Source organism: Streptomyces sp. NPDC006687 (assembly GCF_040636215.1).
Lineage (GTDB): Bacteria > Actinomycetota > Actinomycetes > Streptomycetales > Streptomycetaceae > Streptomyces.
The window spans coordinates 1-12,688 of the sequence record NZ_JBEYJJ010000025.1 but is presented as its reverse complement, the minus strand read 5'-3'; the positions used below and the strand labels follow the sequence as shown (position 1 = coordinate 12,688).

The 12,688-nt window shown below is 75.0% G+C and carries 11 protein-coding genes, 1 tRNA gene and 1 pseudogene; 4 read left to right on the top strand and 9 right to left on the bottom strand.

All coding sequences use genetic code 11. The annotated features are described in order from the left end of the window. Positions 1-13 precede the first annotated feature (13 nt). Positions 14-1,975: an EAL domain-containing protein gene (locus ABZ716_RS23510; RefSeq protein ID WP_358810101.1), complete on the bottom strand. Its 1,962-nt coding sequence runs from the start codon at positions 1,973-1,975 to the stop codon at positions 14-16. Positions 1,976-2,330: 355 nt separating this feature from the next. On the opposite strand from ABZ716_RS23510, the gene ABZ716_RS23505 reads away from it, so the two are divergent. Continuing rightward, complete coding sequence (locus tag ABZ716_RS23505) at positions 2,331-3,530, top strand: M6 family metalloprotease domain-containing protein (RefSeq protein WP_358961473.1); 1,200 nt, start codon at positions 2,331-2,333, stop codon at positions 3,528-3,530. Positions 3,531-3,597: 67 nt separating this feature from the next. Here the strand turns inward: ABZ716_RS23505 and ABZ716_RS23500 are convergent. The 6 genes from ABZ716_RS23500 to ABZ716_RS23475 form a co-directional block, all read right to left on the bottom strand. Then, a tRNA-Lys gene (locus tag ABZ716_RS23500) sits at positions 3,598-3,671 on the bottom strand. After that, complete coding sequence (locus tag ABZ716_RS23495; protein ID WP_358961470.1) at positions 3,662-4,267, bottom strand: bifunctional DNA primase/polymerase; 606 nt, start codon at positions 4,265-4,267, stop codon at positions 3,662-3,664. The genes ABZ716_RS23500 and ABZ716_RS23495 overlap by 10 nt, the downstream gene beginning before the upstream one ends. A 122-nt stretch (positions 4,268-4,389) precedes the next feature. Continuing rightward, positions 4,390-4,734 carry a hypothetical protein gene (locus ABZ716_RS23490; RefSeq protein WP_351885234.1) on the bottom strand — a complete coding sequence of 115 codons (345 nt, stop codon included), beginning with the start codon at positions 4,732-4,734 and terminating at the stop codon, positions 4,390-4,392. Positions 4,735-4,825: 91 nt separating this feature from the next. Next, a complete protein-coding gene (locus tag ABZ716_RS23485) occupies positions 4,826-6,157 on the bottom strand; it encodes an AAA domain-containing protein (protein WP_358961467.1) in 1,332 nt (443 codons plus the stop codon). Then, complete coding sequence (locus ABZ716_RS23480) at positions 6,154-7,725, bottom strand: hypothetical protein (protein WP_358961465.1); 1,572 nt, start codon at positions 7,723-7,725, stop codon at positions 6,154-6,156. The genes ABZ716_RS23485 and ABZ716_RS23480 overlap by 4 nt, the downstream gene beginning before the upstream one ends. Further along, positions 7,713-8,900 carry a hypothetical protein gene (locus ABZ716_RS23475; protein WP_358961462.1) on the bottom strand — a complete coding sequence of 396 codons (1,188 nt, stop codon included), beginning with the start codon at positions 8,898-8,900 and terminating at the stop codon, positions 7,713-7,715. The genes ABZ716_RS23480 and ABZ716_RS23475 overlap by 13 nt, the downstream gene beginning before the upstream one ends. 168 nt (positions 8,901-9,068) lie before the next feature. On the opposite strand from ABZ716_RS23475, the gene ABZ716_RS23470 reads away from it, so the two are divergent. Further along, entirely contained in the window at positions 9,069-9,665 is a 597-nt protein-coding gene (locus ABZ716_RS23470) for a histidine phosphatase family protein (RefSeq protein WP_351885245.1), read from the top strand. Positions 9,666-9,674: 9 nt separating this feature from the next. Here ABZ716_RS23470 and ABZ716_RS23465 read toward each other — a convergent pair whose 3' ends face one another. Then, a complete protein-coding gene (locus ABZ716_RS23465; RefSeq protein WP_358810095.1) occupies positions 9,675-10,997 on the bottom strand; it encodes a tetratricopeptide repeat protein in 1,323 nt (440 codons plus the stop codon). Between the two features lie 235 nt (positions 10,998-11,232). Here ABZ716_RS23465 and ABZ716_RS23460 point away from each other — a divergent pair, with 235 nt between their 5' ends. Continuing rightward, the gene (locus ABZ716_RS23460; RefSeq protein WP_358810094.1) at positions 11,233-11,667 is read left to right on the top strand and encodes a hypothetical protein; all 435 of its coding nucleotides are present in this window, start codon (positions 11,233-11,235) and stop codon (positions 11,665-11,667) included. A 25-nt stretch (positions 11,668-11,692) separates the two neighbouring features. Then, the gene (locus tag ABZ716_RS23455) at positions 11,693-12,592 is read left to right on the top strand and encodes a fused MFS/spermidine synthase (protein WP_358961460.1); all 900 of its coding nucleotides are present in this window, start codon (positions 11,693-11,695) and stop codon (positions 12,590-12,592) included. On the opposite strand, the pseudogene ABZ716_RS23450 reads toward ABZ716_RS23455, so the two are convergent. Next, a pseudogene (locus ABZ716_RS23450) lies at positions 12,589-12,688 on the bottom strand (IS481 family transposase); the annotation flags it as partial. The gene ABZ716_RS23455 and the pseudogene ABZ716_RS23450 overlap by 4 nt on opposite strands.

Genomic DNA, 12,688 nt, shown 5'->3' with positions numbered 1-12,688 from the left:
GGCCGTGCGCCCGTCAGCTGTGCCGCACCCCCGGGCGCGCGCTGATCATCTCGGCGATCCGCTCGGGGGCCACCGCACGCGAGTACAGCCAGCCCTGCCCGGTGTCGCACCCCACCCGCCGCAGCCGGGCCGCCTGCCCGGCCGTCTCCACGCACTCGGCCGTCACGGTCAGGCCCAGCCGGTGGGCGAGCTGGACCAGGGCCTCCACGATGGTCTCGTCGGCAGGGTTCGGATGCGTGCCCTCGTCGTAGCGGAACCCGCGCACGAAGGATCCGTCCAGCTTCAGCACCGACACCGGCAGCCGTGACAGATAGGCCAGGTTCGAGTACCCGGTGCCGAAGTCGTCGATGGCGATCCGCACGCCCATGTCGCTGAGCGCCTGGAGGGCCTGGAGCGGCCGCCCCGCCGAGCCCATCACCGCGGACTCCGTCAGCTCCAGCTGGAGCAGCTGAGGGGCCAGCCCGGTCTCGGCGAGGATCTCCGCGACGTCGCCGACCAGGTCGGAGTCCCACACCTGACGCACCGCGACGTTCACCGACACGAACACCGGCGCGTCGCTGGGCTGCTCGATCTGCCAGCGCCGCGCCTGCCGGCAGGCCGTGCGCAGCACCCACTGGCCCAACGGCACGATGGAGCCGTCCTCTTCGGCGATCCCGATGAACCGATTCGGCGTCAGCGTGCCGAACTGCGGGTGGTTCCAGCGCACCAGGGCCTCCACCCCGCGCACCACCCCGCTCTCCAGGTCGACCAGCGGCTGGTACTCCAGCGCGAACTCGCCGCGCTCCACCGCGGGGCGCAGGGAGCTGGAGAGCGCCTGCCGGGTCATCCGGTGCGCGTTGCGCTCGGGGTCGAAGAGGGTCCAGCGGGCCTTGCCGTCCGCCTTCGCCCAGTACAGGGTCGTGTCCGCCGCCTGCATCAGGCCCGTCGCCGAGGTCCCGGCCGCGTCCCGCTCGACCACGCCGATCGACGCGGACACCGACAGCCGCTGCCCTGCCAGGTCGAAGGGCTCCTGCACGGCGGCCAGTACGCTGCGCGCCAGGTCCGTGAGCTGCTCGGTGCCGGTGGAGTCCTCGACCAGCAGCGCGAACTCGTCACCGCCGAGCCGGGCGACGAGGTGCCCGCCCGAACGCCCGTAACCGCTCTGGTCGGCGCAGTGGGTCAGCCGGGCCGCGACGGCGCTCAGCAGCCGGTCGCCGACCCGGTGGCCGAGGGTGTCGTTGACGGCCTTGAACCCGTCGAGGTCCAGGTAGCACAGGCCGATCCGGCCGGTGCCGCCGCTGCCGTAGGCGGACGCCTCCAGGGCCGCCGAGAGCCGCTCGAAGAACAGCGCCCGGTTGGGCAGCCGGGTCACCGGGTCGTGCATCTGGAGGTGGCGCAGCCGGGCCTGGAGGTCGCGCCGGTCGCTGATGTCGGCGACCGACAGCAGGACGTCGGCGGTGCCGGGGACCGGGCCCAGGGTGACCTCGGTCCACAGCGAGTGCCCGTCGGGGTGCTTCAGGCGCCGGGTGCAGCGCAACCGGGCCTGCCGTCCGCGCAGCACCTCTTGGTACGCCTGCCAGGTGCGGGCCTCCGCGGCGAGGTCCACCAGGTCGGCGGCGCTCTGGCCGGCGAGCTCGTGCGGTTCGCCGCCCAGCAGGGTGGCGAGGGCCCGGTTGGCGGCGATGACGTCACCGCCGCGGCCGACGAGGGCCATGGCGAGGTGCGCCGCGTCGAAGGCGGCGCGGTAGTCGCCCGGTCCGGCCGCCGCCCCGCCGCTGATCACCTCAGCCGCTCTGACGTCTGCTGCTCTGGCGTCGGCCGCTCTGGCGCGTGCCGGCGGTGCCGACATGCCCGGCACCGCCGGCACTGCTGGGTGACGCTCCGTAAGGGCCGATCGGATGCTGTCGGCCGCCGAACCGGTTCCCTCTGAGCTTCCGCTCACCGTTGGCTCCCGCAGTGTTCGTGAGTGTTCGGTGCAGGAAAGTGTGCCGATCATAGAGGCTGACGGGGGCCCTATCCAGCGGCGTCGCCGTGTGGGGCACGGGCCGTCGCCGTGCTGACGCGCCATCGGCCCTTCGCTGACGCCGTGTCGGCCCGGGCCGCGCGACCGGTTCCGCGCATCTGTGCGCGCGGCGCGCCCGACTCTGATCTCCGGTGACCGTTCGTGACGATCCGTAAGGAGGCGCGTCCACCCCGGGGGTCACCGGCTTGCCGTAGTGCTCACTCGTGTGGGGCAGGGGAACGGTGCATAAGTAAGACAATCACCTCAAGGTGGATGGAACAGGACGAATCCACTACCGGAGGTCGATGTGACGCGTCAGCTGACACCCGGGGGAGTGGACCACTCCCGCATGCGAAGTACGGCGGCCATCCTCACCTCGATGACGGCGCTCGCCGCCATGTCGCTCGTCGCGGGACCCGCCGTGGCCGCCGGCTCCGCCCCCGGCGGCCCCTGCGCGCTGACCCGCACGGCCGCCCACCACTCCCTCGGCCTGGACACCTGGAACGCGTCCTACCCCAAGCCGGTGCGCACGCTGAACGCGGTCATGGTCTTCCTCTCCTTCCCCGACCACCAGCCCGCCGTCACCCCCGGGGAACTGACCGCTGACTACTTCCCCGCCACCAGCGACTTCTTCGAACGGGCCTCGTACGGCCGCTTCCGGCTGGTCCCGCACCCGCAGCAGCAGTGGATCCCGATGCCCCGGCCGTCGGCCGCGTACGGGATACAGCGCGACTGGGCCCCGGACGCCCGGGCCGCCTACCTGCGCGACGCGGTCGCCGCCGCCGACCCGCAGGTGGACTTCAGCGCCTACGACATCGTCTACTTCGTCGCCGACCCCAACGCCCCCGGCGTGGACTCCGACGCCACCAAGGTGGTCAACTTCGACCGCCCCCTGCGCGCCGACGGCACCGATCTGCGGCGGATCGTCACCGTCTTCGAGCGGCACCCCCCGGACCGCAACGTGCTGGCGCACGAGACCGGGCATGTCTTCGACCTGCCCGACCTCTACCACCGCCCCGCGGACGGCAAGGGCGACTGGGACACCTACGTCGGCGACTGGGACGTCATGGGCAGCCAGTTCGGGATGGCCCCGGACCTGTTCGGCTGGCAGAAGTGGAAGCTGGGCTGGCTGGACCCCTCCCAGGTGGACTGCGTCCGCTCCGGGACCTCCCTGCACACCCTCCAGCCGCTCTCCGAACCCACCCGGCCCGGCGGCACGGGCGGCACCCGGCTGGCGGTGATCCGTACGGGCCCCGGCAGCGCCATCGCCGTCGAGGCGCGCGGCTCAGCCGGGAACGACGGGGACACCTGCACCGAGGGGGTCCTGGTCTACCGGGTCCGCAACGAGGCGGCCTCGGGCGGCGGCCCCATCGAGGTGGTGGACGGCCACCCGCGCACGGAGGCGTGCTGGGACCGCTCGGTGTACCCGCCGCTGGCGGACGCGCCGCTGGAGGTCGGGGAGACCTTCACGGTCCCGGGGGAGCGGATCACGATCGAGGTCGCGGACCGGACGCCGTCGGGCGCGTACACGGTGAAGATCACCACCTGACCCGGCCCGGCCCTCGCGCGGCAACGAAGAAGGCCCCCACTCGATGAGTGGGGGCCTTCTCCCGCTGTGCGCCGCCAGGGACTCGAACCCCGGACCCGCTGATTAAGAGTCAGCTGCTCTAACCAACTGAGCTAGCGGCGCCTGCTGACGTCGTAGACATTAGCAGGCGATTGAGCCGAACCAAAAATCGATACCGGGGCCGGCCCCCGTGTGGCGTGCAGGAACGCCCACAGCAGGCAGTCCGGGCCGGGCAGCCAGGGCAGCCGGGTGTCGGGGGCCACCAGCCAGCGGGAGGGACCGGCGGCGGGCCGCAGCGGGGGCACCATGACGGCGTCGCCGTGGCCGTGGCACAGCGGCGCCGGGGCCGGGGCGCCGGGACCCCACTCCTCCCAGGCGAGCAGCGCGGGGAGCCGCTGGGCGGTACCGGGCGAGGCGAAGAGCAGCATCCGCCCCCGGTGCACGGCGGCGGGCCCGGAGCCGGGTCCGCGCTCCCAGAGCAGGTCGAGCATGCGCCGGCCGAGGACGAGCGGGACGTTGACGACGTCGAAGGCGGTCCCGCAGGGCAGTACGGCGGGCGCGTGGGGCCGCGCCTCCCACGCGTCGAGGGTGTTCCCCGGCCGCGCGGAGGCGGAGGCCAGCCAGGCGGCTCCCTGGCGGGTGACCTGGGTGGCGGGCGCGGTGCGCGCGTCGATGCCGTCGAGGGCGGGGCGGGGGGCGGCCGTCGTCAGGATCGTCATATGCCAATGTCTACCGCGCGTGATGTGCCGATTCCCACGAGTTACCGAAAACCGGGACGCGGGCGGGTTGGCTGCGCTATCTTGCGCGCCGCATATGCCGGGGGCGTGGACGGCCCGGCCCCTCAGGAGTCGGCCGGGGCGCCCCGCTGGAGGTCCTCGCCGAACTCGATCATGCGGCGGGCGTAGTCCTCCGTCCACTCCGCGGCCTCGGCGATCGCGGACGCCGAGAGGCGGTCGAAGCGGCGCGGATCGGCCAGCTGCGCCGCCGCCAGGGCCTGGAACTCCTCCGCCCGGTTCTGCGCGGCCCGGAACGCCAGCGTCAGCTCGGTCGCGCGCGTCAGCAGCTCCCGGGGGTCCTCGATGGACTCCAGGTCGAAGAAGTGCTCGGGGTCCGCGACCGCTTCCGAGGGCTCGAAGAGCAGCGGGGCCGGCCGCTGCCTCCGCTGGGTCCGCTCGGGCTCTGCCATGCGTATCCTCCTGCGCGTACGGGGTTCTCGGGGGCCACCCTCCATTGTCCAATGCCGCGCAAGGGTGCGGGGGCGGCTGCGGGGCGCCGGCTCACGGCCGCCAGGTGACGCGGTGTTCGGCCAGGTGGGAGAGGACCGAGTGGTTGGCCTCCCAGCCGTCCGGGAACTTGATCGTCGTCCCCAGCTGGACCGGTTCCGTGGACGGGTGGTCGTCCAGGAGTTCCGCTATGCCCGCCCGGGCCACCACCACGCAGGCGTGCCGGTGGCGGGAGGCCAGCACGCACAGCCGGCCCGTCTCCAGGTGGAAGGCCGTCGCGTCGGGGCGGCCCGACAGCGGGTGCAGGACCACCGTCAGGTCGTACTCGCGGCCCTGGAGGCGGTTGGCGGTGTCCACCGTGACGCCCGCGACGCCCAGGGACGCCAGCGCCGAGCGCACGGCCGCCGCCTGGTCCCGGTGGGCCGTGCCCACCGCGATCCGGGCCGGGGTCAGCGGGACGGGGGCCGGGGTCTGCTCGTCCGAGGTCACCGCCCCCCGGTCCAGGGCCCGGCGGACCACCAGCGCCACCGCCCGGACGGCCTCCGGATCGGTGCGCGGGGTGTGCCGGGCGGGCAGCTCCAGCAGCCCCCAGCCCGCCTCGGCCGCCTCGTCCAGCACCCGGTCCGGGCCGGAGCCGTCCGAGGGGACCCCGTACGCGAGCCGCCGCTCACCGGGGCCGGTGCCGCTGCGGAACTGCGAGTACGGGTAGAAGGCGCGCGAGACCAGCGGCGCGGCCGTCGCCGGGAGCCGCCACGACACCGGCAGCCGGTGCTGCGGCAGCTGCGGGTTGTGCGCCAGCAGGGTGGAGACCGCGGAGGCGGAGGGGTCGTAGGAGAGCCCGGCCCACTGCTCCGCCCCGACCACGCTGAAGGGGTCCAGCTGCCCCGGGTCGCCCACGAACAGCGCCCGCTCGAACAGCCCGGCCACGGCCAGCAGCGCGTCGGAGCGCATCTGGTACGCCTCGTCGACGATCGCGTGCTCCCACGGCTCCGCCTGGACGTAGGCCCACTTCGCGGCCGTCGCGACGGTGACGGGCAGCTCCGCCAGATCGGCCGGCTTCGCGGAGAGGGTGACCGAGGGCAGCTCCCGCAGCGCCGGGTCGTAGGCGTCGGCCTCACTGCTGTGCAGCCGGCCGACCTTCAGCTCCGGATCCTTGGCGGCGAGCCGCAGCACCAGGTCGTCCACCTGCGCGTTGGTCTGCGCCACCACCATCAGCCGGCGCCCCGCGGCGGCCAGTTCCCGGGCCGCACGCACCACCAGGGTGGACTTCCCGGCCCCGGGCGGGGAGTCGACGACCACGCCCCGCTCGGTGCCGTGCAGGGTGTCGTGGAGGATGGCGGCGGTGGCCCGGTCGGCGGCCGCGCCCGGGTCGAAGGCGGTGGTCACAGGAGGTCCTCGTCGGTCACGGCGTCCAGGGCGGGGGCGGTCGCGGATCCCGGCGGACCGCCGTGCGTCCACGGGGTGTTCTCCGGGTCGGGCAGCTTCGGGCCGCCGCGCGCGTCATGCTCGAACAGGGTCCAGCACACCCGGTCGCCCTTCTCCGGCACCGATCCGGCCACCGGCTCCCGTCCCGCGCCCATCTTGTCCAGGACGCGCAGCACCAGCTGGCCGTCCTCCTCGCGGCGCACGAACTCGAACGCCTGCTGGCGGCCGTCCAGCGAGCGGTACACCCGGCCGCCGCCCTCGTCCGCCAGCTGCGGCCGGTCCTCGGTGGCCACCGTCAGCAGCGGGCGCGGGCGGGGCCGCCGGCCCTCGGTCCACTCCATCACCACCTCGGTGACCTCACCGGCGAACGCCTCGCCCGCGAACCGCCGGCCCGCCATGACCAGGGGGTCGTCCAGCGCCTCCTGCGCGTCGAGGCGCACCTGTTCCGTCTCCCGGGTGGCCAGCTTCTGGGCCGCCGTCACCGCGTCGTCGCGGCGCGGCTGCGGGGGCTCGCCCGCGCGGACCCGGTCGCGGTGGCCGGTGAAGGACCAGCGGTCGCGGGTCCAGCGCTCCTCGGTCCGCTCGCCCGGCGGCAGGGCGCGCAGCAGGTCGAGGGCCTCCCAGGTCTGCGACCAGGTGTGCCGCATCTGGTCCGCGACCAGCCGCCGGACCTCCTGCTCGGCCCGCCGCACGGTGTCCCCGTCGCGGGGCCCGCCCGCCGCCCGGGCGGCGTCGAACCGGGCGATCGCCGGGGCCAGCAGCTTGTTGTCGAAGGCCGGGTCGGTGGCCGGGCCGGCCGGCGGGAACAACAGCTGTCCGTCGCGGTCCCGTTCGAGCTCCACCCGCAGCGCCCACTCGGCGCCCGACACGCCCTCCGGCGGGGCGATCCAGCCGAGCAGGGAGCCCAGGTGCTGGTCCTCCAGGTTGCTCTGGCCCGTGGCCCAGTGCCGCGAGAGCAGGTCGGTGGCGGACAGCAGCATCGAGGAGCCGGGCACCCGGGAGCGCTCGGCGAGGTGGGTGAACCAGCGCCCCAGCAGGGGCACTTGGGCGGGCGCCGGGTAGGGGTTCTCCGGGTCCTCCTCGGCGGTGCGGCGGAACCGCATCGAACGCCCCAGCAGCCGTACGTACTCGATGCCCGCCCGGCTCGGCACGACGATCTGCGGCGCGTCCACGCACAGTTCGGCCTCGACCTTGGTCTTGCGGCCCGTCTCCGGGTCGGTCTCGGTGCGCTCGGCGGGCTCGACGGCATCCGTGTACGACTCGATGTACGGCATCAGCAGGCGGGCCAGCTCGCCGAGGAACTGCCAGCGCAGGTCACGGTCGCGCGGCTGCGGTATGACGAGGATCCGCGGCTCGTGCCGGTCGGTGCCCAGCATCGCCCCGAGCGGGGCCCCGGCCTCACCGGCTGTGGTCAGCGGTACGAGGACCAGCGGGCGCGCGCTCAGGTGCCGGTGGCGTACGGTCGCCAGCGGCCGGGCGCGGCCCGCGCGGACCGCCTCCAGCCGGGCGAGGGTGCTCAGCAGGGGCATGACGGGCTCTCCGGGGCCTGGTGCGGGGGGCGGGTGGCGGCCTGCTCCTCGGCGGCGGCCTGCTCCAGGGCCTCGGCGCGCAGCCGGGCCGCCTGGCGCAGCGCCTCGGCGGTGGGATCCCCGTCGGGCCCCGCCCCGCAGGCCGCGGCGAGGGCCTCCTCGACGGTGGCCAGCCCGCCCAGCTCACCGCGTACGGACCTGCCCAGCGCGGCGGGGTCCCCGGCGTCCCGGGAGCGCTCCCGGCAGTGGAAGGCCAGCTCACAGGCGGCCAGGCACTCGGGGGCGTAGGCGGCGGAGACGGCGGAGACGGCCTCGGCCAGCTCCTCGGCGGGGCGGGCGGGGTCGAAGCAGAGCCCCTCGGGCAGGCCGGCGGTCAGCTCCTCGATCCGGGTCAGCCGCTCCAGCTGGCGGCGGGTGACCGACCGCTCGCGGCGGATGTCGACGGGTTCGGCGGTGGGCAGGTTGGAGAAGTCCTTCGGGCAGACCAGCAGGACCCGGTGGTCCACGACGGCCCCCGCCAGCTTCCCCGCGGTCTGCTCCAGGGCCAGGACGTAGACGGCGGCCTGCCGGGCGGCGGCCCCCACCTTCGCGGCGTCGGCGGCCCCGTCGATCATCGGGAACGACTTGATCTCGACCACCGTCCAGCGGCCGTCGGGGTGCACCACGACGGCGTCGGGCTCCAGGTAGGCGGGGGTGCCCGCCACCTCCAGGGCCAGCATCGGATGGTCCAGCAGGGTCCACGTCCGCGCGGCGGTGGCCTCCCGCAGGGCCAGCGCCGTCCGGGCGGCCCGGCCCTCCGGTCCGGCGGCGGTCAGGTCGGGCACCCGGGCGTCCGGCCCGGGCGGCTCGCCGCCGGCGCCGAGACGGGCGTGGACCAGGCGCAGCAGCTCGGCCCCGCCGTCGCCCTTGACCTTGGCCTCGAAGGAGTTCCCGCGGATGATCGCGAACTGCGACTGGCCGAAAGTCGCCGGTGTACCGAGGGCGGCGGCCAGGGCGGTCTTGTCCACCCCGGCGCCGTCGAGGACGGCCCGTCTGCCGCAGCCGGGGTTGGCGGCGAGCGCGGCGAGCGCCCGCGCGTCGAGCGGACGCGGCGGCACGGCGGGGCCGCGCAGGCCGGCGAGCCGCTGCCGCAGTGTCGTGGTCGGGGGCGGGCCGCTGGGCGGGTAGGAGCTCACGGGCGGAAGTGTCCCATCCGCGACTGACAATCGTGGACTTACGGCTGAAACGGTCCCGTTCCCGCCTCCGCGCCCGGCCCGGGCCGCCCGCTGTTCACGTCGGCGATGATGGACGGACGACGGATTCGCGCATCCCACGTGAACCCCCACGGACCGGGAGAAACACAGATGGCCCCCCGCATCCTGCTGGCCCGCCACGGCCAGACGGCATGGTCCCTGCTCGGCAAGCACACCGGACGCACCGACGTGCCCCTGCTGGAGGAGGGCAGGCAGGGGGCGAAGCGGCTGGGCGAGCGCCTCGCCGGCGAGCCCTGGGTCTCGCTGCGCGGCCTGGAGGTGCGCACCAGTCCGCTGGTCCGCGCCAGCGAGAGCTGCGAGCTGGCGGGCTTCGGGGTGCGGGCGGACCCGTGGGACACCCTGATGGAGTGGGACTACGGCGACTACGAGGGCATGACCCCGGCCGAGATCCAGGCGGTGCGCCCGGGCTGGCTGATCTGGCGCGACGGGGTGCCCGGCGGCGAGTCCGTCGCGCAGGTGGCGGCCCGAGCGGACGAGGTCATCGCCTGGGCCCGCTCGGCCGAGCGGGACGTGCTGCTCTTCGCGCACGGCCACATCCTGCGCACCCTGGCCGCCCGCTGGCTGGGCTTCGAGGCGTCCTTCGGCGCCCGCATCCGCCTGGACCCCACCTCCCTGTCGGTCCTGGGCTGGGCGTACGGGGACCCGGCCCTGGAACGCTGGAACGACACCGGCCACCTGGAGGGGTAGCCGGCGCGCCTACACCTGGGCGTGACGGGTGAGGAAGGCGCCCACGCGCGGGGAGCGCTGGTGCGGGACCAGGGTGTGGGCGGTGCCCGCGAGCATGGAGCGGATCCGGGTCGACTGGACCTCCGCCAGCAGGTCCAGCACCCGCCCGCCCGCCCAGGCGGCCTCGTCGGGGGCCCCGGCGCGGGCCAGGTCGTCGGCGAGTTCGGCGGTGTACAGGGCCACGTTCCGCGCGAAGTGCGGGTCCTGGAGGTCGGAGGCCCGGCGGGCGTGCCGGGCGGCGCGGGCGTACTCCCCGAGCGCCGCCCAGCAGCGGGCCTCCAGGAACTCCAGCTCGGCCTCGCCGAAGAAGGACATCCACTCCGGGTCGGCGGCGCAGGCCCCCCGCGCGAACTCGGCGTGCGCCCGGGTCAGGGCCTCCTCGCAGGCCCTGCGGTCGCCGAGCCCCGACCAGCCGCCGGCCTCCCGCAGCGCGAGCAGCGCCAGCAGCCGGGGGGAGCCCAGCGGGCGGGCCGCGCGCAGGCCCGCCTGGGCGGCCCGTACCGATTCGCGGGGGCGTCCGCAGTCCCGGGCGAGGAAGGCCATGTTGCTGAAGGCGTGCGCCTCCAGGCCCGCGTCCCCCGCCACCCGGGCGGTGGCCAGGGCTTCGGCGTAGTGCGAGCGGGCGTCCTCGAAGCGGCCCGAGTCGTGGGCCAGCCAGCCCACGGAGACGGCCAGCTCCCCGGCCCCCGAGTGCAGCCGGTCCTCGGTGGACTGCCGGGTGGCTCCCGCGTCGAGCAGGGCGTAGGCGGTGCGCAGGGGCTGGGCGGCCCGGCGGTAGAGGGCGTCGGCGCCGTGCCGGTCGTCCAGCAGCCGGATCTGGCGTACGGCGTCCTCGACGGCGGCGGCCTCGGCCTCGCCGGCGCGGGAGGGGATCCGGCGGCTGTCGCCGAGCAGGGTGAGGCTGAGCGTCGCGGCCGCCACGGTCGCGGAGCCGCCCGCCATGAAGGCGCGCCGCAGCACGTCGCTCTCCTTGGGACGGTGGATGGGGTGGGTGAAGGTGGCCGGGGCGGGCCGGGGGCGCTGGGCGGCCCGTCCGCGGACCGCCTCGCGGGGGGAGAAGCCGAGGTCGGCCAGGGTGCGGCCGGGGAACATATGCAGGAAGACCCGTTCGTAGGCGTAGTTGGGGCAGCGGATCTCGCCCGACTCGACGCGGCCGATGTAGCGGGCGTCGCAGGAAACCGTTTCGCCGATCTCGCGTGCGGCCCGGCGCACCATGGCCGCGAACTCGGCGGGGGAGTGGGCTCCGCGCAGCCGCCGGAAGCTGGAATTGGGTGAGTGGGGTGACGCCGCCATGGACGCTGCCTCTCTGGACACGCTCGCCCCGGAGTCGAGCGCTCCGGCGCGCATGAACGTACCGCCGGTGAGGGGGGCTTCATACGGTGTTTGGCTACAAAACGGATATCTCACCCGCGATCCGCCATGAACTGCCATCCTTTGCGGCGTCTTGCCGCCGCACCTGTTGACGCTTCGCCGCGTTGAACCCATGCGGATACGGATCGAGGAGGGGTTCCCCTTGGTGGAGACCGGCATGGACAGCATTGGTACGAACACCGCGCCCGAGGCCGGCGCGATCGCCCTCACCGTGCAGGTTCCGGAGGTCCTCGCCCCGGACCTGGTGACCGTCTCCGTCCGCCAGGGGCTGGAGGCCGTGGACATCATCCGCCGTGGCGCCGGGCGGGCCGTGCCCGCGGTGGGGCCCGTGCTGCACGACGGCTCCGGCGACACCCTGGGCTTCCTCGTCCCGCCCGGCACCGCCGATGCCTGGGACCTGCCCGGCAGCGCCTGTACGCAGACCAACGGCCGCGGGATGCGCTTCGACGACCTGGCCGGCGCGCCCACCGCGGGCGGCACGGGCTGGCTGCTGCCGCCCGAGGCCGTGGGGCCGGTCACCGATCCGGAGGTGCTGCGGGCGGCGCTCGGCGAGGCGGCCCGGCTGATCGAGGCGGCCGACAACTGCCGGTGAACCTCTGGCCAGCGATAATGGCGGGGTGGCAGGCAAGGGCAGCAGTACGGGCAGGGGCAAGGGCGGCAACCGCGACGCGGGACGGCGGGGGGCCGCCGAACCGGTCGAAGCCCCGGTGGGCGGCGGCCTCGCCGAGCTGTCCCCGGACCGGGAGCGGACCCGGGCCTGGACCCTGCTGATCGACGGGGCCCCGCAGTCCCACGTGGACCTGGACGACCCCGGGCACCTGGACTTCGCCTACCAGCGCCGCATCGGCCACCTCATCGACCTCATCGCCCCCGCCCGGCAGCCCCTGAACGTGGTGCACCTGGGCGGCGGCGCCTTCACCCTGGCCCGCTACACCGCCGCCGCCCGCCCCCGCTCGGCGCAGCAGGTGGTGGAGCTCGACGCGGCCCTGGTGGCCTTCGTACGGGAACACCTGCCGCTGGACCCGCAGGCGCGGGTCCGCGTCCGGACGGCGGACGCGCGGGCGGGGCTGGCGAAGGTGCCGGACGGCTGGGCGGACCTGGTCATCGCGGACGTGTTCAGCGGGGCGCGCACCCCGGCGCACCTGACCAGCGCCGAGTTCCTGGACGACGTACGGCGGGCCCTGTCGCCCACCGGGTGGTACGTGGCCAACCTGGCGGACGGGCCGCCGCTGGCGCACCTGCGCGGGCAGGTGGCGACGGCGGCCTCGCGGTTCGAGCGGCTGGCGCTGGCCGCGGATCCCGTCGTCTGGCGGGGGAAACGTTTCGGCAATGCGGTGCTCGTCGCCTCCGACGGGGAGCTTCCGGTGGCGGAGTTCACCCGGCGGGTGGCGAGTGACCCGCACCCGGGCCGGGTGGAGCACGGCCGGGCCCTGGCGGACTTCACCGGCGGCGCGGCACCCGTCCGCGACGCCACGGCGACGGCCTCCCCGCAGCCCCCGCCCTCGGTGTTCCGCTAGGTGTATTGACCTGCAGGGTTGTTGACGCGGGTGATGGGCGGGTGTCCGTCGAGTGCGGTGTGGCAGCGGTGGTGGTTGTAGGTGTGGAGGAAGTCT